The organism is Nocardioides sp. P4_G10, assembly GCF_056401175.1.
The window spans coordinates 45,657-70,027 of record NZ_JBFUJV010000026.1; the positions used below are offsets into that span (position 1 = coordinate 45,657).

Here is a 24,371-nt window from a genome sequence, read left to right on the forward strand (position 1 = left end):
AGGAGTCTAGGGGTGCGTCAGCACCTCGGCGCCATCCTCGGTGACGAGCAGGGTGTGCTCGAACTGCGCGGAGCGACGGAGGTCCTTGGTGACGACGGTCCAGCCGTCGTCCCACATGTCGTAGTCGGGCGTGCCGAGGTTGAGCATCGGCTCGATGGTGAACGTCATCCCGACCCGGATCTCGTCGTCGAAGCGCTCGTCGTCGTAGTGGGGGATGATCAGGCCGGAGTGGAACGAGGTGCCGATGCCGTGGCCGGTGAAGTCGCGGACCACGCCGTAGCCGAAGCGCTTGGCGTACGCCTCGATCACCCGGCCGATGATGTTCACCCGGCGGCCGGGCTTGACCGCCTTGATCGCCCGGTCGAGCGCCTCCTTCGTGCGCTCCACGAGCAGCCGCGTCTCCTCGTCGACCTCGCCGGCGAGGAAGGTCGCGTTGGTGTCGCCGTGCACGCCGCCGATGAAGGCGGTGATGTCGATGTTGACGATGTCGCCGTCCTCGACGACGCGCGCGTCGGGGATGCCGTGGCAGATCACCTCGTTGACGCTCGAGCACAGCGACTTCGGGAAGCCGCGGTAGCCGAGCGTCGAGGGGTAGGCGCCGTGGTCGCAGAGGAACTCGTGACCGATGCGGTCGAGCTCGTCGGTGGTGACACCGGGTACGACGTGGGAGCCGACGAGGTCGCGGGCCTGCGCGGCGAGGCGGCTGGCGACCCGCATGCGCTCGATCGTCTCGGCGTCCTTGACCTCCTCGCCGGTGAACCGCTGCGGCGCCGGCCGGTCGACGTACTCCGGGCGGGCGATGTGGGCTGGCACGGCACGACGAGCAGATACCTCTGCGGGGGATACGACAGGCACGGCGCGAGTGTAGTTTCGGGCCATGAGCGAGAACGAATACTGGTTCTGCCTGACGCACCACGCGGTGGAGGGCAGGGACGGCTGCAAGAACAGCGACCGCCTCGGCCCCTACGCCACGGCCGCGGAGGCCTCGCGCGCCCTCGAGAAGGTCGAGGAGCGCAACGAGGAGTGGGACAACGACCCGAAGTGGAACGACGACGGCGCCGGCTCCGGCGATGGCGTCACCGACGGCACGCCGGACAACTGATCACTTCTTCTTGTTCTTCTTGCCCTTGACGGGGTTGGCCGCCTGAGCGACGTCGGCGGCGGCACGGACGCTCTTCAGCGCCCGCTTGGTGTTCTTGTCGAGGGTCTTGGTGAGCTCGGCGATCGCCGCCTCGTACTGCTTGCTCACGCGCGCGGCGGTCTCGGCCGCCACCCGCTCCGCGGTGTCCTGCGCGACCTTCTGGACCATCGCCGCCGTCGACATCGCCTGGGCGCCGACGTCGGCGGCGCGCTCGGCGTGCGACCGCCGCGCCGCGGCCGCCACGGGCTTGTCGGACCCGGTGGTCCGCGCCGTCGCGCTCGCCGTCGACCTGGCGACCGTCGCCTTCTTCGTGGGGGCCTTCTTCGCCGTCGACTTCCGGGCCGGTGCCTTCCTGCTCGTCGCCTTCGTGGCGGTGCTCTTGGCAGCAGTCTTGGTCGTGGCCTTGGTCGCGGTCTTCTTCGTGGCCTTCTTCGCGGCGGTGCTCGTCGACCTCGTGGCCGTGGACTTCGTGGCCGCCGCCTTCTTCGCGGGGGCCTTCTTCGCGGGGGCCTTCTTCGCGGCGCCCGTGGCGGACGACGTCGTCTTCTTCGCCGGAGACTTCTTGGCAGTCGACTTCTTGGCGGTCGACGTCTTCGCCGTGGTCTTCTTCGCGGTGGACGGGGTGGCTGCCGTCTTCTCTGCCGGGGTCTCGCTCACGGAGGTCTCCTCGCGTCGTCGGGATGCCTGATCCTGCCGCGCGGAGCGGACGTTGTCACCGGCCCGTAGGTGTGGGTGCCGACGCCCGCCGTGCGCGAGGCGTCAGAACGTGTGGTCGGCGCCCGGGAACGTGCCGCCACGGACGTCGTCGGCGTACGCCTTCGCCGCGTCGAGCAGCACGCCGTGCACGTCGGCGTACTGCTTGACGAAGCGCGCCATCCGGCCGGTGCGCAGGCCGAAGGCGTCCTGCCAGACGAGGACCTGCCCGTCGCAGCCGGCGCCGGCGCCGATGCCGATCGTCGGGATGGTCAGCTCCTTGCTGATCTGCTCCGCGACGTCGCCGGGGACCATCTCCATGACGACGGCGAACGCGCCCGCCTCCTGCACGGCGCGGGCGTCGGCGATCACGCGATCGCTCGCGTCGCCGCGGCCCTGGACGCGGTAGCCGCCCAGGGTGTGCTCGGACTGCGGGGTGAAGCCGATGTGGGCCATGACGGGGATGCCGCCCTGCGTGCACTTCTGGATGACGGGCGCCATCTCGGCGCCGCCCTCGAGCTTCACACAGTGTGCCCCGGCCTCCTTCATGAAGCGGACCGCGGTGAGGTAGCCCTGCTCGGGCGAGGCCTGGTAGCTGCCGAACGGCAGGTCGCCGACGACCATCGCGCGCTTCACCGAGCGCGCCACCGCGCGGGTGAGGGGGAGGAGCTCGTCGACCGTGACCGGGAGGGAGGTCTCGTTGCCGAAGACGTTGTTGCTCGCGGAGTCGCCGACCAGGAGCAGGTCGATGCCCGCCTCGTCGAAGGTCGCGGCGGTGTACATGTCGTACGCCGTCAGCATCGTGATCTTCTCGCCGCGCTCCTTCATCTCCCGCAGGTGATGGGTGCGGACCCGCTTGCCGGGGGCGGACTGCTGCGATGCAGCCGGGCCGGAACCGTAGGGGGCGGTCTCTTCAGGCATGCTCACTCCTCGTCATCTCGCGGCTCCCTGATGGAGTCCACGGACCACTTGTCAGGCTAGTGCCGACCCGTCGGTACGGCGCTGTGGTGACGGTCACGCTCAGCGCGGTGACACCCGGAGGACGCGGTCGCTCGCGCCGTTGTCGGTGGTGACGAGCAGGTCGCCGTCGCGAGCCGACGTGATGGACCGCAGCCGGCCGAACCGCTGCAACCGGGGCGGTCGGGTGACCGAGGTGAGGTTGCCGGCCGCGTCGAAGCGCAGGAACAGCACCTCGGAGCCCTTCAGCGCGGCGACGGCGAGAGTGCCCTCGAGCGTGCCCCACTGCGATCCCCGGACCCAAGCAGCGCCCGAGGTCGCGATCGTCGGTTCGCCGGAGGACCACGCCGCCTCCTGCTGCTCGCCCGGCAGCGACTGGTCCGTCATCGGGACCGACTCGTCGTAGCCCGGGACGGGGTTCCAGCCGTAGTCGCCGCCGGCGACGAGCAGGTTGACCTCGTCGTCGCGGTAGCTGCCGTGCTCGACCGACCAGACCGAGCCGTCGTCACGCTGGGCAAGGCCCTGCACGTTGCGGTGGCCGTAGGTCCACACGAAGCGCCGCGCGCTGCTCGCGTCGGCGTACGGGTTTCCGGCCATCGGTGCGCCGGTGCCGCGGTGCACGCGCAGCACCTTGCCGCCCAGCGAGTCGAGGTCGCGGGGGTTGGTCCCCACGGCGGCGTCGCCGGTGCCGACGAAGAGGGCGTCGCTGTCGCGGTCGAGGAGCAGCCGGCAACCGCCGTGGCGCCCCGAGGTCGAGGGGAGGCCGGTGAGGAGCGTGCGGCGGCCGTTGAGGCGTGTCCACTTCTTGTCGACGCGCCAGCGGCTGACCTGCACGTGGTTGCCTCCCTTCGCGCTGCCGTGGCACGCCCACAGCGTCCGCGCGCCCGGGTCGACCGCGAGCGACATCAGCCCGGTCTCGCCGGAGACCCACACCAGCTTCGACAGGTCGGCGAGCGTGCGCCGCTTGCCCTTGCGTACGACGCTGAGGCGGGTGCGGTCGCGCTCGGAGACGACGAGCCGGCCGCCGGTGGCCTGCTGGACGTCCCACGGGTTCCGGAGGCCACGCGCGAGCGTGCGCACCTGCAGCTGCGGGGCGCGCGCCTCCTGGTGGCCTGCGACGTCAGCGGCTGCGACCGACGGCGGTGGCCCCGGAAGCAGGCCGCCGGCGAGGGCGCCGGTCGCGAGGACCGTGGCAAGGGACAGGGGCAGGCGGGTGGTGCGGAGGCTGTGGCGCACGCGGGCGACGCTACGGCGACGGCGGCCACGAGGTAAAGGTCTGCCGAGCGAGCTGGATCCCCACGCGGGTGGTCTCGTAGCCGAGCCGGGTGTTGAGGGCCCGCATCGCGGCGTTGCCGTCCTGGGTCCAGGTGTAGACCTCCTCGATGCCGTGCTCGGCGGCCCAGGCGAGGGTGATCAGCTTGAGGTGGACCGCGAGGCCGCGGCCGCGCCAGTCGCGGCGTACGGCGGTGAGGCCGTTCTCCGCGCGGGTCGGCTGGTCGGCGTCGCGACCGAGCCCGGCACACCCGACGACCTCGCAGCCGTGGAGGGCGAGGAACATCGGGTCGACCAGCCAGTCGCGCGCCCACCGCTCGGGGCTGACGTCGAGCGGGGTGTCGACGGCGAAGTCGGCGAGTACCTCGAGGCCGAAGCGCTCGTACGCCGCCTCCCACAGCCCGGGACGATCCTGCGCCGTGACTACCTCGACGCCCTCGGGCCTCGGCGTGACCTCGACCGGGCCGTGCAGGTGGCCGTGCAGGTGGAAGGTCTGCTCGACCTCGCGGTTCACCTCCTCGAAGCCGAACCGACGGGCGAAGGCCACCGAGCCCTCGTCGTCGGCACCGGCACGCAGCGTCGCCACGCCGAGGTCGACGACGTGCGCGGCGAGGCGCTCGAGAAGGGCCGTGCCGACGCCCCGCCGGCGATGGGCCTCCAGCACCCGCGGGACCACCGAGCCGCCACCGCTCGTGTCGGAGGGCTGGGCCAGTCCGTGCCCGACGACCTCCCCGTCGATGCGGGCCAGGAGCATGAGTCGCTCGGGCTTGTCACCCTCCCGCAGCTCGGCGAGCGACTGGGTGCGCTCGTAGGGGATCACCGCGATCCGCACGCGCCGCCACTCGTCGTAGTCGTCATCGGTGACGCACGGGCTGATGTCGAGGGCCATGGGGGGAGCCTGTCCCGCTGGGCTCGTAGTAGTCCAGTGAGTTGTGGCTCTCATCCGGGCGCCCAGACAGCCACTTGCCACTGGACTACCTGCGCTGGGCGACCGTTTCCCGGTGGACCACCCCGGGTCGAGGAACAGGATCCCTAGAGTGGCGGCGTGGACTTCTACTCGGCCTACGCCCAGGGCTTCGCCCGCATCGCGGCAGTGACCCTGCCGGTGCACCTCGCCGATCCCGTCGCCAACGCAGCTGTCGTGATCGAGCAGGCGCGAGCCTGCCACGACGACTCCGTCGCCGTCGCGGTCTACCCCGAGCTGTGCCTGACCGGCTACTCGGTCGACGACCTGTTCCTGCAGGACACGCTGCTGGCGACCGTCGAGGAGGCGCTCGCCGAGATCGTGGCGGCGAGCGCCGACCTGATGACCATGCTCGTGATCGGCGCGCCGGTCGTGCACGGCAACCGGGTCTTCAACGCGGCCGTCGTCGTCCACCGCGGCTCGATCCTCGGCGTCGCCCCGAAGTCCTACCTGCCCAACTACCGCGAGTTCTACGAGCGGCGCTGGTTCGCACCGGGCGACGACCGCGAGCTGGAGTGGATCACCGTCGCCGGGCAGGACGTCCGCTTCGGCCCCGACCTGATCTTCCGGTGCCTCGATGTCCCCGGCCTCGACCTGCACGTCGAGGTGTGCGAGGACATGTGGGTGCCCGTGCCGCCGAGCGCGGAGGCCGCGCTGGCCGGCGCGACGGTGCTCGCCAACCTCAGTGGCTCACCGATCACGATCGCCCGCGCGGAGGACCGGCGGCTGCTGGTCCGCAGTGCGAGCGCGCGCTGCTCGGCGGCGTACGTCTATGCCGCGGCCGGGCAGGGCGAGTCGACGACCGACCTGAGCTGGGACGGCCAGACGATGGTCTACGAGTGCGGCTCGCTGCTCGGCGAGAGCGAGCGGTTCCCCGACGGGCCGCGCCGCACGGTCGTCGACATCGACCTCGACCTGGTCCGCCAGGAGCGGATGCGTCAGGTGACCTTCGACGACAACCGTCGCACCCACCACGAGCGGGTCAACCGGTTCCGCACCGTCGAGTGGGAGCTCGAGCCGCCGACCGGCGACATCGGTCTGCTCCGCAAGGTCGACCGCTACCCGTTCGTGCCCGACGACGCCGAGCGGCTCGCCCTCGACTGCTACGAGGCCTACAACATCCAGGTCACCGGGCTCGAGCAGCGGCTCAACGCCATCGGCTCGCCCAAGGCCGTGATCGGCGTGAGCGGCGGCCTCGACTCGACCCACGCGCTCATCGTCGCCTGCAAGGCGATGGACCGGCTCGGCCGCCCGCGCAGCGACGTGCTCGCCTTCACGATGCCCGGCTTCGCGACGGGGGAGACCACCAAGTCCTACGCCACCCGGCTCTCGCAGGCGCTCGGCGTGACCTTCGAGGAGCTCGACATCCGGCCAGCGGCCGAGCAGATGCTCAAGGACCTCGGCCACCCCTACGGCCGCGGCGAGAAGGTCTACGACGTCACCTTCGAGAACGTCCAGGCCGGCCTGCGCTACGACTACCTGTTCCGGCTCGCCAACCAGCGCGGCGGCATCGTCGTCGGCACCGGCGACCTCTCCGAGCTCGCGCTCGGGTGGTGCACCTACGGCGTGGGCGACCAGATGTCGCACTACACGGTCAACGCCGGCGTCCCGAAGACGCTCGTGCAGCACCTGATCCGCTGGGTGATCAGCCACGGCGAGTTCGACGAGACCGTGGGCCAGCTGCTCGGGGAGATCCTCGAGCTGGAGATCACCCCCGAGCTGATCCCCGTCGAGGAGGGGAAGAAGCCGCAGGCGACGCAGGACACGGTCGGGCCCTACAACCTGCAGGACTTCACCCTCGCGCTGGTCGTGCGCCACGGATTCCGGCCGCGCAAGATCGCGTTCCTGGCCTGGCACGCGTGGAAGGACCTCGAGTCGGGCGAGTGGCCGCCCGGCTTCCCGGAGGACGCGCGGGTGGCGTACTCGCTGGAGGAGGTCCGCACCTGGCTGGTGGTCTTCGTCAAGCGGTTCTTCGCCAACCAGTTCAAGCGCTCGGCGCTGCCCAACGGCCCCAAGGTCAGCCCCAGCGGCACGATGAGCCCGCGCGGCGACTGGCGGATGCCGAGCGACGCGAAGGGGACGGCCTGGCTGGCCGAGATCGACCGGGACGTGCCGACGTCCTGAGCGCTGCTCAGGCCTTTGCCTGCCCTTAACGACCGGCTGGAGCGCAGTTAGCCGCGCCCGCGCGAACCTCCTTGCACGACGCCGCACCCGGCGTCGGACGACGAGGAGGAACCGTGCAGAAGAAGAAGGCAGTCATCGGCGGCGTCGCAGCGGCGGCGGTCGTGGTCGGGCTCGGGTCCTGGTGGGCCGTCGGCAACGCCGTCGAGGCCCAGACCACCGAGCGCGGCACCTGCGGTGGCGCGACCTGGGAGCTGAGCGCCGAGGCCGAGGACGGCGGCACCGAGGTGAGTGCCGAGCTGCAGTCGGCCGGACCCGGCGAGGAGTGGGAGGTGGAGCTGACGCGCGACGACACCTCCCTGCTCACCGGCACCCGCACCACCGACGAGGACGGGGAGATCGACGTCGACGCCTACAGCGACGGCAACCCCGGCGACGCGACGTACGCCGTCACCTTCACGCCCGCCGACGGCGAGCCCTGCACCGCCACGCTCGGCGCCTGATCCACCCCAGACACCCTGATCCACCCCACCTGAGGAGACACCCCATGAAGAAGACGCTCATCGCCACCACCCTCGTCGCGACCGCTGCGGCCGGCACCACGCTGCTCGTCGCCGGGCCCGCGAGCGCCGACGTCGAGCGGCGCGGCACCTGCGCCGGGGCGACGTACGAGCTCAACGTCGACCGCGAGCGCGGCGGCTACGACGTCGACGCCGACATCGAGAACGCCCGCGCGTTCAGCCAGTGGACCGTCGCGGTCCGCCACAACGGCAAGGTCGCGGTGTCCCGCACCCTCAAGGCCGACGACGAGGGCGAGCTGGACCTCGACACCTTCCGCAAGAACACCCCCGGCAAGGACACCTTCAAGCTCACGGTGACCCCGGCCGGCGGCGGCGCCTGCTCGGTGAAGGTCTCCGTGGCCTGAGCCTCGTCCACCGGCAGGAGCCCGGGTCAGTCCGTCCGCAACGTGACGGAGACCCGGGCTCCTCCCATGTCCGAGGCACCCGTGGTGATCGCCCCGCCGGAGTCCTCGGCGGTGCGCGCGGCGATGGAGAGGCCCAGGCCGGTCGACCCGGCGCCGCTCTCGCCGCGACCCGTCGCGTCGAGGCCGGGGGGCAGGCCGGGACCGGCGTCCTCCACGACGAGCTCGACCAGGTCGTCGGTCGCGTCCAGCGTGATCCTCACGGCGGCGTCGTCGGGGGTGTGGGAGAAGACGTTGTCGAGCAGCACGTCGACCAGCGCCTCCAGGTCGGCGCGGCTCGCCCGCAGCAGCGGACCGGACGCGGCGAGGTGCAGGTCGTAGGCGCGGCCCTGGTCCTCCGCCAGCGCCTCCCAGTGGCGGACGCGCTCGGTGACGACCGCGACCGCGTCGGTGCGCGGGTCGAGGCCCTCGCGCTCGGAGCGACGGGCCTCGCGGACGATCTCGTCGACGGTGGCCTGCAGCGCGTCGAGGTCGCCGGCCAGGCGGTCGCGCAGGGCCGGGTCGTCGACGGTCTCGACGCGCAGCCGCAGCGCGGTGACCGGGGTGCGGAGGCGGTGGGAGAGGTCGGCGACGCTCTCCCGCTCGCGGGCGAGCAACAGCTGGATGCGGCCGGTGAGGCGTTCGACGGCGCCGGCGAGCTCCTGCACCTCGGGCGGCCCCTCGATCGCTGCGACCGGGGTGACGGCGCCCGGTCGACCGAGCGTCTGCGTGTGCTCGGCGAGCTGGCGGATGGGCATCACGAACGAGCGGCCGAGGCGGTCGACGACCACGAGCGAGCCGGCCAGCAGCGCCAGCGCCAGCACGGCCAGCAGGCCCCAGGCGACGCCGACCACCGACGTGATGCCCGGCTCGTCGACGACGATCCGGATCACCGGGGTCTGGGAGGGCAGGGCGGAGTTGCCGCCCCGCGACACCGGGACGAGGATCTGCGACCCGCCCGGTACGTCGTCGACGCGGGCGCGGCCGGTGTTGCGGGCGTCGAGGACCAGCTCGTCCTGGCCGCGGTCCGGTCCGATCTCGAGGCCGTCGGGGTAGAGCACGGTCACCTGGGTGTGGCTGTCCTTGTCGTTCAGCCGATCCACGTACTGCCCGACCGCGCCGGCGTCCTGACCGGACACGACCGTCTCGACGGCCTGCACCTCGAGGGCCGCGCGGGCCAGCCGGTCCTCGAGCGCATAGCTGCGCACGAGGATCGCCATCGGCACGAGCATCGCCAGCAGCACCATCGAGATGGCCGCGGCTGCGGTCACCAGGAGGCTGCGGCGCACCTCAGCCGTCCTCGGTCGGCGCGGGCACGTCGGGGACCGGTGCCGCGAGGCGTACGCCGACGCCGCGCACCGTGGTCAGGTAGCGCGGGGCCGCGGCGGTCTCGCCGAGCTTGCGGCGCAGCCACGACAGGTGCACGTCGACCGTCTTGTCCGACCCGCCCCACGGCTGGCGCCACACCTCGACGAGCAGGTCACGCTTGGTCACCACCTCACCCGGCCGTTCGACGAGGTGGGCGAGCAGGTCGAACTCGCGCGGCGTGAGGTCGACCTCGGTGCCGTCGAGGTGCACCCGCCGTCCGGCGAGGTCGACGGCGAGGCCGCCGACGGTGATGGTCGAGGGCCGCTGCCGGCCCGCCTCGACCCGGCGCAGGACCGCGCGGATGCGGGCGTCGAGCTGGGCGCTGGTGAACGGCTTGACGACGTAGTCGTCGGCGCCGGCGTCGAGCGCCCCCACCAGCGACGGGTCGTCGGCGCGGGCGCTGGCGATGATCACCGGCACCTGGCTGACCGCCCGGAGCATGGAGAGCACCTGGGTGCCGTCGACGTCGGGCAACCCGAGGTCGAGCACGACCAGGTCGGGACCGGAGTCGACCGCGAGCTGGAGGCCGCCCATCCCGGTGGGCGCGGAGGTCACCGTGTGCCCGCACTCGCGCAGGCCGCGCACCAGCAACGGCCGGATCCGGTCGTCGTCCTCGATGATCAGCACCTCGGCCACGCCGCGACCGTACCGTCCGCGACCGCACTGATCCGCGCGACGAGCGAGCCTTATCAGTGCCTTAACCACCGCCTCACCTCACGCTGTCGTGCGGGCGGGCACGATGGACCCGTGAGACGTCGGATGCTGCTCGTCGGCCTGTGGGCCGCCACCACGGTCGTCGCCGTGCTCGTCGGGGTCTTCGCCGTGTCGACCGTCGGCGCCACGATCCGCGACCGCGGTCCGGTGGGCGACGAGGTCGCCCGCGACGTCTCGGTGCCGTCCGCGTCGGTGCCCGAGCCCGAGGGCCCGGGTGTGTCCGAGGAGATCTCGGGGGAGTGGGGGGCGTTCGTCGTCGAGTGCCGCGACACGTGGGCGTACGGCGTCGGCGTACGACCTGACAAGGACGCCGGCTGGCGCATCGTCAGCTGGGAGAAGGGCCCGGACGACGACGTCGACGCGGTCTTCAGCGACGGGCGCAACTCCGTCGACCTCGAGGTCTTCTGCAACCGCGGCCGCCCCACGCTCGCCGAGCTCGAGCGCAACACCCTCGGCGAGGACTGACGCTCCGGGTCACCGCGTGCAACCTTCTCGGCGGCAGGTGCGTCCAGTCAGCGACGACAGACCACCTCACGGGGAGACCGAGATGACCCACCGCACCACCGCCCTGGCCCGCACCGCCGCGCTCGCGGGCGCCGCCCTCCTGGCCGGCGCGCTGGGCTCCGTGCCCGCCCAGGCCCAGCCCGCCCCGGCCCAGTCCGATGCCCGCAGCGCCGCCGCGCCCACCACGCTGACCTTCACCGTCGACGACTGCGAGGGCTGCGAGGTCCAGCTCGTGAACGCGCGCAGCACGCTCGACGCCGACGTCGTCCACGTCTGGCAGTCGCGCACCAAGGAGGTGCGCGACGGCGAGGTCACCTTCACGATCCCGGCCCGCCGCACCTGGGGCATGTCGGCCACCGTGGTCGCGCCTTGGGAGGGCTTCACCGGCTACCGGACCACGATCGCGTGGCGCTACGACGGCGAGCGCGTCGGAGACACGGTCACGCTCGACGAGGCGGTGACCAAGACGAAGGCGTCGGCCTGCTGGGAAGGCGTGCGCAGCCGCGAGGTCGTCGTCCCGCTCGTCGTGGAGAAGGTGCGCGTGCGCGGCCAGAAGAAGGAGGTCGACGGCAGCATCGCCTTCGTGCCGACGACCCAGAGCTGGCTCGCGCCGATGCGCAGGGTCTGGGACGGGGTGCTCGGCTCGCAGGACGTCAACATCTGCCGCTAGGACGGCCGCCGCGCGACCAGCGCCGTGTCCCGCCCGCTCTCCGGCCACCGGCAGGAGCGGGACCGTCGTGCCCCTAGGGTGGTGCCATGGGCAAGCAAGAGGACTTCGTGCTCCGGGCGCTCGAGGAGCGTGACGTCCGGTTCGTGCGACTGTGGTTCACCGACGTGCTGGGCTTCCTGAAGAGCGTGAGCGTGGCCCCGGCCGAGCTCGAGAACGCCTTCGAGGAGGGCATCGGCTTCGACGGCTCGGCCATCGAGGGCTTCGCCCGCGTCTACGAGTCCGACATGCTCGCCCACCCGGACGCGTCGACGTTCCAGATCCTGCCCTGGCGCACCGGTGAGGACGGCGGCCCGGCCACGGCGCGCATGTTCTGCGACATCGTGATGCCCGACGGCAGCCCGTCCTACGCCGACCCGCGGCACGTGCTGAAGCGCACGCTGAGCGCGGCCGCCGACAAGGGGTTCACCTTCTACACCCACCCCGAGATCGAGTTCTACCTGTTCAAGGACGTGCCCGGGAAGGGTGACGAGCCGGAGCCGGTGGACCGCAGCGGGTTCTTCGACCACACCGCGCAGTCGCGCGGCGCCGACTTCCGGCGCGAGGCGATCACGATGCTCGAGGCGATGGGCATCTCGGTGGAGTTCAGCCACCACGAGGGCGGTCCGGGCCAGCAGGAGATCGACCTGCGCTACGCCGACGCGCTCACCACCGCCGACAACATCATGACCTTCCGCACCGTCATCCGTGAGGTCGCGCTCGGCCAGGGCATCTGGGCCTCCTTCATGCCCAAGCCGTTCACGACGCACCCCGGGTCGGGCATGCACACCCACGTGTCGCTCTTCGAGGGCGACCGCAACGCCTTCTTCGAGGCCGGCGCGCAGTACCAGCTGTCCAAGACCGGTCGGCAGTTCATCGCCGGCATCCTTCGCCACGCCAGCGAGATCAGCGTCGTCACCAACCAGTGGGTCAACTCCTACAAGCGGCTCCTCGGCGGCGGCGAGGCCCCGTCGGGTGTCTGCTGGGGCCACAACAACCGCTCCGCGATGGTGCGCGTGCCGATGTACAAGCCCAACAAGGGCCAGTCGACCCGCGTCGAGCTCCGCACGATCGACCCCGCCTGCAACCCCTACCTCGCCTTCGCCGTCGTCCTCGGCGCCGGCATGAAGGGGATCGAGGAGGGCTACGAGCTGCCGCGCGAGGCCGAGGACGACGTCTGGTCGCTGACCGAGCGCGAGCGCAAGGCGCTGGGGATCTCGCCCCTGCCGCGCAGCCTCTGGGACGCCATCGGCATCGCCGAGGACTCCGAGCTGCTGGCCGAGACGCTGGGGGAGCACGTCTTCGACTTCTTCCTCCGCAACAAGCGCGCCGAGTGGGAGGAGTACCGCACCCAGGTCTCCGCCTACGAGCGCGACCGGATGCTGCCGGTCCTCTGAGCCCGGCCGTTCTCCGATGACGTCCGCCGGGACCTACGTCCGCAAGGGCTTCGTCGACGGAGCCGCGGCAGCACGCGGGATCGAGCAGCTCGGCGACGCCGGCCTGCCGCTGACCGACGAGCTCGCCGCGTCGGCCGATCCCGACGCCGCGCTCGACGGGCTGCTGCGGCTGGTCGACGCCCTGGACGAGCAGTCGCAGGGTGCCGGGCGGGAGATGCTCGCCGAGGTCGCCGACGACGAGGGCACCGCCATGCGGCTGTGCAGCGTCCTCGGCGCGAGCACGGCGCTCGCCCACCACCTCGCGCGCCACCCGGAGCAGTGGCGCGAGCTGACCGACCCCACGCTGGGCAGCACCCGCCCGGCGGCGTACGCCCTGCGCGAGGCGATGCTGACCGCGGTCGGCGCCGACCCCCACGCCGACGAGCCCGTGGCCGGGCTGCCGGACAAGGAGGCCGTCGACGCCTTGCGGGTGGAGTACCGCCGCCACCTGCTGCGGCTGGCCTCGCGCGACCTCGCCCACCACGTCGGTCTCGACGACGCCGCCGCCGAGATCTCCGACCTCGCGGGTGCGACCCTCGACGGCGCGCTGGCCATCGCCCGCGCCCGGGTCGGCGAGCCGGCGCACGCGGTGCGCCTCGCGATCATCGCGATGGGCAAGTGCGGCGGCCACGAGCTCAACTACATCTCCGACGTCGACGTGGTGTTCGTCCACGAGCCGATGGGGGCGGGGACAGGCGGTGCGGACGACGGCGTCGCCCTGCGGGCGGCCACCCAGCTCGCGTCGCACCTGATGCGGATCTGCTCCGACCACACCCGCGAGGGAACGATCTGGCCGGTCGACGCCAACCTGCGGCCCGAGGGCAGCCAGGGCCCGCTCGTGCGGACGATCGCCAGCCACCAGGGCTACTACGAGAAGTGGGCCAAGACCTGGGAGTTCCAGGCGCTGCTCAAGGCGCGGCCGGTGGCCGGCGACATCGAGCTGGGCCGGCGCTACGTCGAGATGGTCGCGCCGATGGTGTGGAGCGCCGCCGGTCATGACGGCTTCGTGGCCGACGTGCAGGCGATGCGGCGTCGGGTGGTCGACCACATCCCGGCCCACGAGGCGGAGCGACAGATCAAGCTCGGCTCGGGCGGGCTGCGCGACGTCGAGTTCGCCGTGCAGCTCCTTCAGCTCGTGCATGGTCGGTCCGACCCGTCGCTGCGGGAGGGCGCGACGCTGAGCGCGCTGGCCCGCCTCAGCGAGGGCGGCTACGTCGGCCGCGAGGACGGCGAGAAGCTCCACGAGGCCTACACGTTCCTCCGCACCCTCGAGCACCGGATCCAGCTGCACCAGCTGCGGCGTACGCACGTCCTGCCCGACGACGAGGCGTCCCTGCGCCGGCTCGGCCGGTCGATCGGCATCTTCTCCGAGCCCTCCGCCCAGCTCGACCGCCAGTGGCGCCACCACCGGCGCGAGGTGCGCCGGCTCCACGAGAAGCTCTTCTACCGCCCGCTCCTCGGCGCGGTCGCCAAGCTGCCCGGCCCCGAGGCGCGGCTGTCGCTCGAGGCGGCGGAGGCCCGGCTGTCCGCGCTGGGCTACGCCGACCCGCGGGCCGCGCTGCGCCACCTCGAGGCGCTGACGAGCGGGGTCTCGCGCACCTCCGACATCCAGCGCACCCTGCTGCCGGTGCTGCTGGAGTGGTTCGCCGACTCGCCCGACCCGGACGCCGGGCTGTTCGGCTTCCGCCGGATCAGCGAGAGCCTGGGCCGCAGTCCGTGGTACCTGACGATGCTGCGCGACGAGGGCCAGGTCGCCCAGCGGCTCGCCGTCGTGCTCGGCACGTCGCGCTACGCGACCGACCTCCTCGAGCGCGAGCCGCAGGGCGTGAAGATGCTGGGGGAGTCGCTCGTCCCGCAGAGCGCCGAGGCCGCGCTGGCGGAGATGCAGTCGCTGCTCGAGCGGGCCGAGACGCCCGAGGCCGCGGTCGTGGCGGTGCGGGCCGTCCGCCGCCGCGAGCTGCTGCGGATCGCGTGCGGAGACCTCGTGGCGGGCACCGACGTGGCGGTGGTCGGACAGGGCCTGAGCCGGCTCACCGACGCGACGCTGCAGGCCACGCTCGACATCGCGACCGAGTCCGTGCGCCGGCAGCGCGGGCTGGACGCCCCCGCCAGCCGGATCGCGGTGATCGCCATGGGGCGCTACGGCGGGTTCGAGCTGTCCTACGGCAGCGACGCCGACGTGATGTTCGTCCACGACCCGGCCGACGGCGTCGAGGCCCAGGCCGCGTCGTCGTACGCCACCGCCGTGGTCGCGGAGGTACGACGCCTGCTGTCCCTGCCGGCGAGCGACCCCCCGCTGGAGGTCGACGCCGACCTGCGCCCGGAGGGCAAGAACGGGCCCATGGTCCGCACCGTCGACTCCTATGCCGCCTACTACGCGAAGTGGTCGAGCGTGTGGGAGTTCCAGGCGCTGCTGCGCGCCGACGCGGTGGCCGGCGACGAGGCCCTGCGCGCCCGCTTCACCGAGCTCATCGACCCGCTGCGCTTCCCGGTCGACGGGATCTCCGACCGGGCCGTGGTGGAGGTACGCCGGATCAAGGCGCGCGTCGACGACGAGCGGCTGCCGCGCGGCGCCGACCGACACACCCACCTCAAGCTCGGGCGCGGTGGCCTGGCCGACGTCGAGTGGACGGTGCAGCTGCTCCAGATGCGGCACGCCGGCACGGTGGAGGGGCTGCGCACGCCCCAGACGCTGCCCGCGCTGCAGGCGGCGGTCGACGCCGACCTGATCTCCGCGGAGGACGCCGAGACCCTGGCCGAGGCGTGGCGGCTGGTGAGCCGGGTGCGCAACGCCGTGACCCTCGTCCGCGGCCGGCCCTCCGACCAGCTGCCCCGCGACTCGCGCGAACGCGCGGCTGTCGCGCAGGTGCTGGGCTACCCCCAAGGGGCGTCGGACCAGATGGTCAACGACTACCTCCGGACCACGCGGCGGGCGCACGCGGTGGTGGAGCGAGTGTTCTGGGAATGAAGCGTTTTGCTTCATCCATGGACAAATGAAGCAATGACCTTCATCATCGAGAGGTGTCCGAGACTGTTGTCGCCACCCTGATCGGGGACCTCGTCGGCTCCCGATCATCGCAGGACCGCGGGGTCCTGCACCAGCACCTCGACGCGGCCCTCGCCGAGGTCAACGACCTGCTCCACCCCCTGCGGCCGATGTGGATCACCGCGGGCGACGAGTACCAGGGCGCCTTCGCCACGGTCGCGGAGGCCGTGCAGGCGACGCTGCTGGTCCGGGTGCGGATGCTGCCGGCGTACGACATCCGGCACGGCATCGGCTGGGGGACGACGACCATGCTCGACGGGGAGGCGGGGATCGAGGACGGTCCGGGCTGGTGGGCCGCCCGCGCTGCGATCGAGGCGGCAGCAAGCGCCGAGGCCAGCGCCGCCCACCGCTGGCTCCGGACGGCGTACGTCGTCGCGGACGGCGCCGCGGGCGCGGCGGACCCCGGGCTGGTCAACGCCGGGCTCGTGCTGCGCGACGAGCGGGTCACCGGCCTGTCGGAGCGATCGGTGTCGGTGCTGCGTGGTCTGCTGTCACACGTGACCCAGCGCGACGTCGCCGAGGCGTTGGGGATCAGCGCGTCCGCGGTGTCTCAGCGGGTGCGTGCCGACGGGCTGGCGGCGATCGTCGCCGCCCACGACCTGCTGGTGCCCGTTGATCCGGGCACGGCGACCGGGGGAGGAGATCGATGAGCTGGCTCGGGATCCTGCTGATCGGCTTCGCCGTGACCGACCTGACGCACTCGGTGCACCGCACGCGCTACCTGCCCGAGTGCATCGGTGCCCTGGTGGCGCTCTGCGTCGGCCTGCTCACGGGCCTGACCTCGGGGCGTGACGTCGCCGCGCTGCTCGTGATCGTCGCCGTCGTGCTGGTGTGGGGGCTCACCGTCACGTGGGGCTTCGGGCACCCCGGGCCGAAGGCCGCCCGCCTGCCGCTCGCCGTCTTCCTCGCGTCGCTGGTGGGGGCGATCGCCTGCTCGGGGCTCGCACCGTCGGCTGCCGGCCCGCTCGCGCGGTGGCTGGAGTCGCTGGCCATCGCTGACCTGAGCACCATCTCGGCCGACCGGTTCCTGCTGCTGTTCGGCGCCTTCGCCATCCAGCTCTCCACCGGCAACGTGCTGGTCCGGCTGGTGCTGAAGGCGACCGGCACGATCAACCCGCGCTCCGACGGGGGGATGCCGCCGACCCAGCTCAAGGGCGGTCGGCTCCTCGGGCCGCTCGAGCGGATCTTCATCCTGGCCCTCGCCCTCGGCGGCCAGGTGACCGCCGCCAGCGTGGTCGTCGCGGCGAAGGGGCTGCTCCGCTTCCCCGAGCTCTCCTCGCGCCACGAGCAGCAGACCGTCCACGAGATGACCGAGTACTTCCTGCTCGGGTCGTTCGCGTCATGGCTCGTGGCGCTGGGGTCGTTCGTGCTGGTGGCCTGATCACCTCCGCCCACGCCCGTCGGCTGGCCTGCACCGCGAAGATCCTGCCCGCCGTCCTCGACGGCGACAGCCTCCCCCTCGACCTCGGCCGCCGGCTCTACACCCCGACCCAGCGCAAGGCACTCCTGGTGCGCGACCGCACGTGTCGCGGTGAGGGCTGCGACGTCCCCGGCACCTGGTGCGAGGCCCACCACCTCCACCCCTGGCACACCGGCGGCCACACCGACCTCGCCGACGGCGTCCTCTTCTGCAGCCACCACCACCATCGGGCCCATGAAGCAGGATGGCGCCTCGAGCGACTGGCCAATGGCGACTACCGCTTCCAACCACGCAGATAGGTGGCGGGCGCACGTGCACCAGCGACCTGTCGCCCAGATGGGCTACCCCGAGGCCCGACCCTTCGCCGACCTTGGTGCGACTCCGCATGGGTGAACTCCGGTTGCCGCCGACCTGGGTCGAGAACGCCCCCTCGTTGTCGTACGCTGCCGAAACACGCGTCGATCGGAGCACGATGACCAAGGTCTCCATGCACGAGAAGCTCCCGTTCGACGAGGCGGCAACGCCACCGCGCGTATCGACTGGCGATCTCCCCATGCACTCGGAGATCCGGCAGCTCGTGACCAACGCTTACGAGCTCTACCGCGGCGACAACAGTGGGACAGTCGCGGACTACATCCCCGTGCTGGCGCAAGCAGCGCCTGATCTGTTCGGGATCGCCGTCGTCGGGCCCTGGGGTCGGTCGTTCGAGATCGGGGATGTCGCTGCACGATTCTCCATACAGAGCGTCTCGAAGCCATTCGTGTTCGCGCTCGTCTGCGACACGCTCGGGTACGAGGAGGCGCGTTTGCGCCTCGGCGTCAACAGCACCGGCTTCCCGTTCAATTCGCTCATGGCCGTCGAGCTCAACGCCGAGCGGACGATGAATCCGTTGGTCAACGCCGGCGCGATCGCCACCGCCAGTCTCGTGCCGGGCGACACCCACGACGAGAAGTGGGCGTCGATCCGAGAACGAATGTCGATGTTCGCTGGACGCGAGCYCACAGTCAACGCGGAGGTGTACGCGTCCGAGTCAGCCACCAACATGCGCAACCAGGGCATCGCCCACCTCCTCAAGAGCTACGAGCGGCTCTACTTCGACCCCGACGAAGCGACCGACATCTACACCCGCCAGTGCTCACTGGACGTGACAGTTCACGACCTCGCCGTGATGGCGGCCACCCTGGCAAACGGTGGGGTGAACCCGGCCACCGGCGAGACGGTGATCAGACCCGGCGTATGTCGACGTGTGCTGGCGGTGATGGCGAGCGCCGGACTGTATGAGCTGTCCGGCGACTGGCTCTACCAGATCGGGGTCCCGGGCAAGAGCGGAGTCAGCGGCGGCATCGTGACGGTGTCCCCCGGGAAGGGTGGGCTGGCCACCTACTCGCCGCCACTGGACGAAGCCGGCAACAGCATCCGTGGCCAGCTGGCGACCAAGTACCTCGCCGAGCGGCTCGGCCTCAACCTCTTCGCATCCGTTCCCGCGGAAGGCTCCCCGCCCCAACTCTGACCGGGCAGAGCGCGATTGCGCGTCCGTGAAACGACTCGGCGACCGCCCGCTCCAGGAGCCTTGAACACCGAGTCGACGATGCCAGCGAGCGACCCAGCGGCGCGCGCATTCCGTCGGCGACGGAACGCGTCACTTCGGCTCCCTTCTGTTGTCTACCGGTTCGGCGTAGCGTCTTCCGCGCGGGCCCGGGAAGTGGCTGATCCGAAGTGTCGATGTGCGGGTGCAGGTCGACCGCGCTGGATTGAAGAGTCGCCCCGCAGTGCCCTCCCCGGGCCCGTGCCTGGGTCTCCGCCGGCGGCCCGTTGTGCGTCCTCCAGCAGCTGGCGGTAGATGGCGTCGGAGATCCTCCCCTCGAGGCATCGGATCGCTTCGAGAGGCTCCTTTCCTTCGGCTCGCTTGCGTCGGTAGTAGGCGCGGCCGTCGGTGTCGAGGCGGACGAAGCGTCGAGGTGTGCAGTGCCGGTCCAGGACGCGAACCTGTTCCGGTCGGCGAAACGCGTGACGTCGCCGACGTCGGCCAGGGTCCGCGCGGCGACAACCGGACGGGCCGCGCTACACAGTCGGCGGCAGTCCGTCCTTCGACCGTGCAAGCACTCGACCCTTGAACCACGACCAAACTCCGAACCCGATCAGTCCGCCGCCCACGGCGATGTTCATGCCGCTGCTCTCGCCCACCGATCGCGTCATCTCTGTCCAGAAGATGAGGCCGGCGCCGGCAGCGAAAGACAGCACTCCGATTGCGGCCCAAAACGCAGGCTTCTGGTCCATCGACTCTTCCGACACGAGTTCAGGCTACTCAAATCAGAGACGACAAAGGCAAGGGCGGGAGTCAGACATGCACTTTGCCAATAACCCTGGCTGCGAGCATCGGGAGTGCCGCGATGAATGCGTCAGTCCGCCGCGGGTGACCAAGACCCTCAGCTTGCGTGCTGCTGAACGACGTTGAGCACGTTGCCATCGGGAGCGCGGACGAAGAAGCGAGTCACGCCCCATGTCTCGGTTGTCAGGGGATGCACGATCTCGTACCCACGCTGCTGTGCTTGGCGGTAGGCGGCTTCGACGTCATCGACCATGACCGAGACCACGGGGTCCACGGGTGCGGTGGCATCGCTGGTCATCACCTGGAGCGTCGCCCTGGATGCCGGCGAGGTGTGGCGGGCCACCCAGCCCAGGTTGAACTCCTCCTCGGCCAACCCGAGGTAGTCGCTGTAGAAGCTCCCGGAGGCTGGGAGGTCGGGTACGTGAAGGTCGGCGATGATCTGCGTGACGCGGATGCGCGACGCGTCGGCACTCCCAGCTGGGCCGGTTTCGCCTGAGGTCTGCTCCGGCGCGGCTCCCAAGAGGTGGACCCAGCGCGGATCCTGCTGGCCCGACCGGCGCTCGAGTACGCGCACCAGCGGCTGCGGGCGGCTCGCCATCCGGCGCAGGCAATCCTCGACCTGGCCCCGGTCGGCGAACCCGTGCAACCGCTCGGTGCGGGTGCGCAGCTCACCCGGCGCCTGCGCCCCGCGGAGCAGCAGCACCGTGAGCAGCGCCCGCTCGTCGGGCTCGAGGGCGAGATGCTCGTCGAGGGTCTGGTGGTACTTCAGTGTCCGGCGCCCGGTGTCGGACCACACGATCCGCAGCAGCCCGCGCTCCTTGAGCGACTTCGCGGTCCGCTCGACGGTCTGCTGGTCGAGGTCGGTGACGGGGTCGCGGCTGCTCCTCTGGTTGCACGCCGACACCAGCGCGTTCGCGGAAAGAGGATAGGTGGCGGGCACGGTCGTCTGCTTCTCCAGCAGGCTGCCGAGGATGCGCTGATCAGTCGCATCGAGGACGGGGAGTTCACTCACGTCAGCACCTTAGGTCTGCCTTGGCACGATTGCGGATCGAACAGCGTCCTTTCGCCGCCAAAGCCCGTCAACCGTCGCTGACTGGCGGTTCCTGTGGCCGACACAGCGCAACCCCAACAGCCCTCCGCTACGCCACCGAGGACCGGGCCGAAGCGACCCCGGACAACCGCGACCGCACTCGCCAACCCTTCGCCGTCAGGTCGGGACCCCGATGGACTTCCCACCAGGGATTCCTCCTCGGGGGACGAAGTCAGGGCTGTGATGTCTCGGTTCAGTTCTGCACGTCATTGGTGGAACACGGTGATGGCCAACACGTCCGCGACGATGCCGCCCGAGGCGCTCGAGATGTCCCCGCTGGCGTGAGGTCCGGAGGTCCACTCAGCGAAGGCCCATGCACCCGCGTTGACCTGATAGTTGTGGCCGGCGAGACCGAACCACGTCAGCTCGATGGGGTTGCCGACACCGAAGCCTCCGCTGTCATAGCTGCCTTCTTCCGGGTCGGACCAGAAGCCCGGATTCTTCCGAACCCGGAAGCGCTTGTCCTGGCCGACCTGCAGAAGGGTCGAGCCCTCCATCACCGTCATCTCGGTGCCGCCCTCGGACAGCGCCACGGCTCCCGTGGCACCAGACTTGACGCGGCACGACTCCGAGGACCTCCGCAGAGAGCGTGCGGTCATCCAGTGGTCCCGGTCAGAGTGCACCGTGACTCCGAATCCGGCGTGCGCGTCACACCGGCGCCGCCCCCATGCGCTTGCCCGGATCCGGCCCGTCGGGCGATCCGGCGTGTTGTCGATGACCACAGATCCCACGGCCCACCGCCAGTCGTAGTGGAACGGGATGGCGAACACCTCGACGCCCCCGCTCGCGGCGTTGGCGAACACGCCCCCGAGGTTCGGTACCTGTCCGTTCGACGGTCGTGTGACGTCGAGCGTCATCGCGTCCAAGAAGGTCGTCTGTTCGAGCACCAGAGCGTCGTTGGCCTCCTTGATCAAGGCCTCGTCGGCCACGATCTCAACCGTCCTCCGCTCAGCTGGCCGCGCAGTTGCCCGGGCTACCGCCATGTCTGTCGCGCGTCGAACGGAGTTCAGTTGATGGGCGCGGTCGCGCAGCGCCTCGATGGATTGTTTGATCGACTCCTGCTTGTCGACATCGGTCTCCGAGTCGAAGTTGACGACTACCTCCGTTGATCCTTCGTACTCCGTCATCGTGTCCCTCCCGGCCACGAGATGCGCGGGTCGCACCTGCGTCTCAGTGTCCTCCGCTGCTTGCGCCCCGACCAGCCCGCACCAGACCAGCAGCGCAGCGGGAGAGCAGACAGATGACGCGGACGGCTGCGCGGTCAAGAGGTCCCTCGAACCCGAGTCCACCCGCCGCCAAAGCCCGCCAACCGATACGACACAGCGCAACCTCCATGGCCCTCCGCTACGACGGAGGTCCCGGCCGAAGCGACGCGCGGGCAGCCGCGATCGCGCTCGCCGGCTCTTCTCCCTCCGGTCGGCCGCCCGATCGACTGCCCGCCAACGGACTCCTCCTCGGGAGGTGAAGCCAGGGCTGTGTCGCCTCCGTACTGTCCCTTGTCGTCGCCTGGGCCCCGGAAGAGAGGTGGATGACATGAGATCAGGGATCGGGGAGCGGCTCGGCGTCGAGGACCACAGGGAGTCGATGCTCCCGCCGGTGCTGACCGTGTACGCGCGGCAGCGCGGCTGGACCCTGGCCCGCGCCCATGCTCGGTCGGGAGACCCGATCCCCATCTCGTCGTACCTCGGAAAGGGCGACGACTTCGACTCCGTCGTTGCGGACTTCTCACGTAGCTGCGCCGACCAGGACGAGCAGGACTCCCAGGCGTTCGCCGACGCGGTCCGCATCGGGCGCCTCGACGCCGTTCACGATGGGTGAGCCAGTGGGTGATGACGGAACGCCGTACCTCCTGACGAACGCCGAGCTCGAGACGGCTGAGCGCTTCGCGGGGCTCGAGGCGGTGTTCGATCCCGTCACACGCGGCCACCTGACGCGACTCGGGCTGGCCCCGGGATCACGCTGCCTGGAGGTGGGCGCCGGCAGCGGCTCGATTGCCCGCTGGATGGCGGACCAGGTGGGATCCACGGGACGGGTCCTGGCAGTCGACCTCGATCCCCGTTGGTGCCGACGCGAAGGCCGCGAACAGCTCGAGGTGCGCGACCTGGACCTCGTGCGGCAACCCATCCCGGCCGGCCCATGGGACGTCATCCACGAGCGGCTGGTGCTGCAGCACATACCCGAGCGACTCGTCGTGCTCGCTCGCCTGGTGATGAGCTGGCGCCCGGTGGCGTGCTGCTGATCGAGGACTTCGACACCGGCGAGGTACGAACCATCGATCGGGCCGGCCCGAACCACGAGCTCATCGTCGACATGGCACAGGCATTCAACCGACTCCTGGGAACCCGGGGCGGTACCAACGACTTCGCGGCCAACGCCCTGCGCGCCCTGCGGGGTCACGGGTTGGAGGGCACGGGGGCCAGCGGTCACGTGTGCGTCGACCAGGGCGGCACCGGCTGGGCCACCGTCCAGGCGGCCAACGCCCGCCAGGTGCGGGACGGGCTGGTCGCCGAGGGCGTCGCATCCCACGACATCGATCGGTTCCTCGCGGTCCTGGCCGACCCCGACACCATCGTCGGTTCGAGCGTGCTCATCAGCGCGTGGGGGCGCCGCCCGGGTCCCGCGCCGGCGGAGTGACTCTGCCCGCCGCCGTGGGAGGTCCGCTGACCCAGGGCGCCGTCGCTGCGCTGCGACCGGTGCCTAGGCTGGGACGGCCATCCCCGAGCACGAACTGAGGTCGCTGTGCCCGCCAGCCGTTCCGCCCGACAGAGGAAGGCCACTGCCGAGGCCGGAGAGCTGGCCGTGGTCCGCATCGACGTGAGCCCCGACGACTCCTTCGCCTACAAGATCTCGTGCACCCAGTGCGAGGTCCCGCGCCCCGGGAGTGGCACCCGCGCCTGGAGCACACGCCGGCCGGGCGAGGACAACGGCTACATGGCCGCGATGGATCGATGGATCCTCCACCTCACGTCCAGGCACCCCGACGCCGAGGCCCCGTGCCTGAGCTACCTGCCCGAGGCCCGCGCACGCCTTCAGGAGCGACGCGACGCCCGGGACTGAGCGAGGTGCCTTGCCGCTCGGCAATGCGGCCGGATCCGAGGACTGAGCCTGCATTCCAGACCTAGGCTGACCTGGACCGCCCTTCTAGCCAACGACCCGAGACGGAACCGATGATCGACTTCGCGAACGGCACCATCGTCAAGCTCAGCCCGTCACAGGCCGGAGAGGACGTGATGAACATGCTCGTCCAGGGCGAAGAGGTGTATCGCAGCTTCAAGGGCGCACGTGACTCCGTGCACTTCACGAGCAAGCGCATCATCGCGGTCAACGTCCAGGGCCTCACTGGCAAGAAGATGGACTACTCGTCGCTGCCCTACTCCAAGATCCAGGCATGGTCAGTCGAGACCGCCGGGAGGTTCGACCGGGACTGTGAGCTCGAGATGTGGTTCAGCGGACTCGGGAAGGTCAGGCTCGAGTTCGCGGGCTCCGTGGACATCAAGGTCCTTGGACAGATCATCGGAGACCACGTCCTCTGAGCGGGGTGGGCGGCAACCGACGCTCAGCCGCCCTCGGAGGGTGCTTCGGTCAGTCGGCAACGGCGGCCGCGTCGGAGGGGATGTCCTCCTTGTGGGCGTTGATGAAGACGACCGAC

General features: G+C 71.0%; 29 protein-coding genes. 18 read left to right on the forward strand and 11 right to left on the reverse strand.

The window, feature by feature from the left end; translation table 11 throughout:
* Positions 1 to 6 precede the first annotated feature (6 nt).
* Positions 7 to 879 (reverse strand): type I methionyl aminopeptidase, encoded by an 873-nt coding sequence (gene map, locus AC1DP1_RS20460; RefSeq protein ID WP_477508397.1) that lies wholly within the window; start codon positions 877 to 879, stop codon positions 7 to 9.
* Between map and AC1DP1_RS20465 the strand changes: the two genes are divergently transcribed.
* Complete coding sequence (locus AC1DP1_RS20465) at positions 878 to 1,102, forward strand: hypothetical protein (protein WP_457189270.1); 225 nt, start codon at positions 878 to 880, stop codon at positions 1,100 to 1,102. The two genes, map and AC1DP1_RS20465, sit on opposite strands and share 2 nt — an antisense overlap.
* Here AC1DP1_RS20465 and AC1DP1_RS20470 read toward each other — a convergent pair whose 3' ends face one another.
* Positions 1,103 to 1,309, reverse strand: coding sequence for a hypothetical protein (locus AC1DP1_RS20470; protein WP_477508398.1), 207 nt, complete (start codon positions 1,307 to 1,309; stop codon positions 1,103 to 1,105).
* Here AC1DP1_RS20470 and AC1DP1_RS20475 point away from each other — a divergent pair.
* A complete protein-coding gene (locus tag AC1DP1_RS20475; protein ID WP_477508399.1) occupies positions 1,284 to 1,829 on the forward strand; it encodes a hypothetical protein in 546 nt (181 codons plus the stop codon). The genes AC1DP1_RS20470 and AC1DP1_RS20475 overlap by 26 nt on opposite strands.
* A gap of 71 nt (positions 1,830 to 1,900) precedes the next feature.
* Here AC1DP1_RS20475 and panB read toward each other — a convergent pair whose 3' ends face one another.
* From panB to AC1DP1_RS20490, 3 genes are all read right to left on the reverse strand, one after another.
* Entirely contained in the window at positions 1,901 to 2,755 is an 855-nt protein-coding gene (gene panB, locus AC1DP1_RS20480) for a 3-methyl-2-oxobutanoate hydroxymethyltransferase (protein WP_477508400.1), read from the reverse strand.
* A 99-nt stretch (positions 2,756 to 2,854) separates the two neighbouring features.
* Positions 2,855 to 4,027: a PQQ-dependent sugar dehydrogenase gene (locus tag AC1DP1_RS20485; protein ID WP_477508401.1), complete on the reverse strand. Its 1,173-nt coding sequence runs from the start codon at positions 4,025 to 4,027 to the stop codon at positions 2,855 to 2,857.
* Between the two features lie 10 nt (positions 4,028 to 4,037).
* Entirely contained in the window at positions 4,038 to 4,952 is a 915-nt protein-coding gene (locus AC1DP1_RS20490) for an N-acetyltransferase family protein (RefSeq protein ID WP_477508402.1), read from the reverse strand.
* Between the two features lie 156 nt (positions 4,953 to 5,108).
* On the opposite strand from AC1DP1_RS20490, the gene AC1DP1_RS20495 reads away from it, so the two are divergent.
* From AC1DP1_RS20495 to AC1DP1_RS20505, 3 genes are all read left to right on the forward strand, one after another.
* The gene (locus AC1DP1_RS20495) at positions 5,109 to 7,151 is read left to right on the forward strand and encodes an NAD(+) synthase (RefSeq protein ID WP_477508403.1); all 2,043 of its coding nucleotides are present in this window, start codon (positions 5,109 to 5,111) and stop codon (positions 7,149 to 7,151) included.
* A 113-nt stretch (positions 7,152 to 7,264) separates the two neighbouring features.
* Positions 7,265 to 7,651: a hypothetical protein gene (locus AC1DP1_RS20500; protein WP_477508404.1), complete on the forward strand. Its 387-nt coding sequence runs from the start codon at positions 7,265 to 7,267 to the stop codon at positions 7,649 to 7,651.
* A 44-nt stretch (positions 7,652 to 7,695) separates the two neighbouring features.
* On the forward strand, positions 7,696 to 8,073 hold the full coding sequence (locus AC1DP1_RS20505) for a hypothetical protein (protein ID WP_477508405.1): 378 nt from the start codon (positions 7,696 to 7,698) through the stop codon (positions 8,071 to 8,073).
* Positions 8,074 to 8,099: 26 nt separating this feature from the next.
* On the opposite strand, the gene AC1DP1_RS20510 is transcribed toward AC1DP1_RS20505, so the two are convergent.
* Both AC1DP1_RS20510 and AC1DP1_RS20515 read right to left on the reverse strand, forming a co-directional pair.
* The gene (locus tag AC1DP1_RS20510; RefSeq protein ID WP_477508406.1) at positions 8,100 to 9,398 is read right to left on the reverse strand and encodes a sensor histidine kinase; all 1,299 of its coding nucleotides are present in this window, start codon (positions 9,396 to 9,398) and stop codon (positions 8,100 to 8,102) included.
* 1 nt (position 9,399) lies between these two features.
* The gene (locus AC1DP1_RS20515; RefSeq protein ID WP_477508407.1) at positions 9,400 to 10,113 is read right to left on the reverse strand and encodes a response regulator transcription factor; all 714 of its coding nucleotides are present in this window, start codon (positions 10,111 to 10,113) and stop codon (positions 9,400 to 9,402) included.
* Between the two features lie 111 nt (positions 10,114 to 10,224).
* On the opposite strand from AC1DP1_RS20515, the gene AC1DP1_RS20520 reads away from it, so the two are divergent.
* The 8 genes from AC1DP1_RS20520 to glsA all read left to right on the forward strand — a co-directional run bounded on the left by AC1DP1_RS20520 (position 10,225) and on the right by glsA (position 18,813).
* Entirely contained in the window at positions 10,225 to 10,656 is a 432-nt protein-coding gene (locus AC1DP1_RS20520) for a hypothetical protein (protein WP_457189251.1), read from the forward strand.
* A gap of 82 nt (positions 10,657 to 10,738) precedes the next feature.
* Positions 10,739 to 11,365 (forward strand): hypothetical protein, encoded by a 627-nt coding sequence (locus tag AC1DP1_RS20525; RefSeq protein WP_477508408.1) that lies wholly within the window; start codon positions 10,739 to 10,741, stop codon positions 11,363 to 11,365.
* An 86-nt stretch (positions 11,366 to 11,451) separates the two neighbouring features.
* The gene (locus AC1DP1_RS20530; RefSeq protein ID WP_300052110.1) at positions 11,452 to 12,798 is read left to right on the forward strand and encodes a glutamine synthetase family protein; all 1,347 of its coding nucleotides are present in this window, start codon (positions 11,452 to 11,454) and stop codon (positions 12,796 to 12,798) included.
* A 16-nt stretch (positions 12,799 to 12,814) separates the two neighbouring features.
* Positions 12,815 to 15,805 (forward strand): bifunctional [glutamine synthetase] adenylyltransferase/[glutamine synthetase]-adenylyl-L-tyrosine phosphorylase, encoded by a 2,991-nt coding sequence (locus AC1DP1_RS20535; RefSeq protein WP_477508409.1) that lies wholly within the window; start codon positions 12,815 to 12,817, stop codon positions 15,803 to 15,805.
* Positions 15,806 to 15,858: 53 nt separating this feature from the next.
* Positions 15,859 to 16,533, forward strand: coding sequence for a SatD family protein (locus AC1DP1_RS20540; protein WP_477508410.1), 675 nt, complete (start codon positions 15,859 to 15,861; stop codon positions 16,531 to 16,533).
* Positions 16,530 to 17,264, forward strand: coding sequence for a hypothetical protein (locus AC1DP1_RS20545; RefSeq protein ID WP_477508411.1), 735 nt, complete (start codon positions 16,530 to 16,532; stop codon positions 17,262 to 17,264). The genes AC1DP1_RS20540 and AC1DP1_RS20545 overlap by 4 nt, the downstream gene beginning before the upstream one ends.
* Positions 17,225 to 17,602, forward strand: coding sequence for an HNH endonuclease signature motif containing protein (locus tag AC1DP1_RS20550; RefSeq protein ID WP_477508412.1), 378 nt, complete (start codon positions 17,225 to 17,227; stop codon positions 17,600 to 17,602). Before AC1DP1_RS20545 ends, AC1DP1_RS20550 begins: the two co-directional genes overlap by 40 nt.
* Positions 17,603 to 17,790: 188 nt before the next feature.
* Positions 17,791 to 18,813, forward strand: coding sequence for a glutaminase A (gene glsA / locus AC1DP1_RS20555; protein WP_477508413.1), 1,023 nt, complete (start codon positions 17,791 to 17,793; stop codon positions 18,811 to 18,813).
* Here glsA and AC1DP1_RS20560 read toward each other — a convergent pair.
* From AC1DP1_RS20560 to AC1DP1_RS20575, 4 genes are all read right to left on the reverse strand, one after another.
* Positions 18,764 to 19,402, reverse strand: coding sequence for a transposase (locus AC1DP1_RS20560; RefSeq protein ID WP_477508414.1), 639 nt, complete (start codon positions 19,400 to 19,402; stop codon positions 18,764 to 18,766). The genes glsA and AC1DP1_RS20560 overlap by 50 nt on opposite strands.
* Positions 19,365 to 19,595, reverse strand: coding sequence for a hypothetical protein (locus AC1DP1_RS20565; protein WP_477508415.1), 231 nt, complete (start codon positions 19,593 to 19,595; stop codon positions 19,365 to 19,367). Before AC1DP1_RS20565 ends, AC1DP1_RS20560 begins: the two co-directional genes overlap by 38 nt.
* A 134-nt stretch (positions 19,596 to 19,729) precedes the next feature.
* Complete coding sequence (locus tag AC1DP1_RS20570; RefSeq protein WP_477508416.1) at positions 19,730 to 20,644, reverse strand: DUF480 domain-containing protein; 915 nt, start codon at positions 20,642 to 20,644, stop codon at positions 19,730 to 19,732.
* Between the two features lie 284 nt (positions 20,645 to 20,928).
* Positions 20,929 to 21,849, reverse strand: coding sequence for a hypothetical protein (locus tag AC1DP1_RS20575; protein WP_477508417.1), 921 nt, complete (start codon positions 21,847 to 21,849; stop codon positions 20,929 to 20,931).
* A 406-nt stretch (positions 21,850 to 22,255) separates the two neighbouring features.
* Here AC1DP1_RS20575 and AC1DP1_RS20580 point away from each other — a divergent pair, with 406 nt between their 5' ends.
* From AC1DP1_RS20580 to AC1DP1_RS20600, 5 genes are all read left to right on the forward strand, one after another.
* A complete protein-coding gene (locus AC1DP1_RS20580; protein WP_477508418.1) occupies positions 22,256 to 22,540 on the forward strand; it encodes a DUF2252 family protein in 285 nt (94 codons plus the stop codon).
* Entirely contained in the window at positions 22,533 to 22,961 is a 429-nt protein-coding gene (locus AC1DP1_RS20585; RefSeq protein WP_477508419.1) for a class I SAM-dependent methyltransferase, read from the forward strand. Before AC1DP1_RS20580 ends, AC1DP1_RS20585 begins: the two co-directional genes overlap by 8 nt.
* Positions 22,952 to 23,356 carry a hypothetical protein gene (locus tag AC1DP1_RS20590; protein ID WP_477508420.1) on the forward strand — a complete coding sequence of 135 codons (405 nt, stop codon included), beginning with the start codon at positions 22,952 to 22,954 and terminating at the stop codon, positions 23,354 to 23,356. The genes AC1DP1_RS20585 and AC1DP1_RS20590 overlap by 10 nt, the downstream gene beginning before the upstream one ends.
* Positions 23,357 to 23,461: 105 nt before the next feature.
* Positions 23,462 to 23,779, forward strand: a complete 318-nt coding sequence (locus tag AC1DP1_RS20595) for a hypothetical protein (RefSeq protein ID WP_477508421.1) — start codon at positions 23,462 to 23,464, stop codon at positions 23,777 to 23,779.
* Between the two features lie 110 nt (positions 23,780 to 23,889).
* Positions 23,890 to 24,255: a PH domain-containing protein gene (locus tag AC1DP1_RS20600; RefSeq protein ID WP_477508422.1), complete on the forward strand. Its 366-nt coding sequence runs from the start codon at positions 23,890 to 23,892 to the stop codon at positions 24,253 to 24,255.
* Positions 24,256 to 24,371 lie beyond the last annotated feature (116 nt).

What these genes read in the sequence shown, in the direction of transcription:
- AC1DP1_RS20535 (WP_477508409.1), top strand. Translation starts at nt 12,815, where the DNA reads ATGACGTCCGCCGGGACCTACGTCCGCAAGGGCTTCGTCGACGGAGCC.
- AC1DP1_RS20580 (WP_477508418.1), top strand. Translation starts at nt 22,256, where the DNA reads ATGAGATCAGGGATCGGGGAGCGGCTCGGCGTCGAGGACCACAGGGAG.
- AC1DP1_RS20575 (WP_477508417.1), bottom strand. Translation starts at nt 21,849, where the DNA reads ATGACGGAGTACGAAGGATCAACGGAGGTAGTCGTCAACTTCGACTCG.
- AC1DP1_RS20470 (WP_477508398.1), bottom strand. Translation starts at nt 1,309, where the DNA reads ATGGTCCAGAAGGTCGCGCAGGACACCGCGGAGCGGGTGGCGGCCGAG.
- panB (WP_477508400.1), bottom strand. Translation starts at nt 2,755, where the DNA reads ATGCCTGAAGAGACCGCCCCCTACGGTTCCGGCCCGGCTGCATCGCAG.
- AC1DP1_RS20505 (WP_477508405.1), top strand. Translation starts at nt 7,696, where the DNA reads ATGAAGAAGACGCTCATCGCCACCACCCTCGTCGCGACCGCTGCGGCC.
- AC1DP1_RS20465 (WP_457189270.1), top strand. Translation starts at nt 878, where the DNA reads ATGAGCGAGAACGAATACTGGTTCTGCCTGACGCACCACGCGGTGGAG.
- AC1DP1_RS20530 (WP_300052110.1), top strand. Translation starts at nt 11,452, where the DNA reads ATGGGCAAGCAAGAGGACTTCGTGCTCCGGGCGCTCGAGGAGCGTGAC.
- map (WP_477508397.1), bottom strand. Translation starts at nt 879, where the DNA reads ATGGCCCGAAACTACACTCGCGCCGTGCCTGTCGTATCCCCCGCAGAG.
- AC1DP1_RS20550 (WP_477508412.1), top strand. Translation starts at nt 17,225, where the DNA reads ATGGCTCGTGGCGCTGGGGTCGTTCGTGCTGGTGGCCTGATCACCTCC.
- AC1DP1_RS20600 (WP_477508422.1), top strand. Translation starts at nt 23,890, where the DNA reads ATGATCGACTTCGCGAACGGCACCATCGTCAAGCTCAGCCCGTCACAG.
- AC1DP1_RS20525 (WP_477508408.1), top strand. Translation starts at nt 10,739, where the DNA reads ATGACCCACCGCACCACCGCCCTGGCCCGCACCGCCGCGCTCGCGGGC.
- AC1DP1_RS20545 (WP_477508411.1), top strand. Translation starts at nt 16,530, where the DNA reads ATGAGCTGGCTCGGGATCCTGCTGATCGGCTTCGCCGTGACCGACCTG.
- AC1DP1_RS20585 (WP_477508419.1), top strand. Translation starts at nt 22,533, where the DNA reads ATGGGTGAGCCAGTGGGTGATGACGGAACGCCGTACCTCCTGACGAAC.
- AC1DP1_RS20490 (WP_477508402.1), bottom strand. Translation starts at nt 4,952, where the DNA reads ATGGCCCTCGACATCAGCCCGTGCGTCACCGATGACGACTACGACGAG.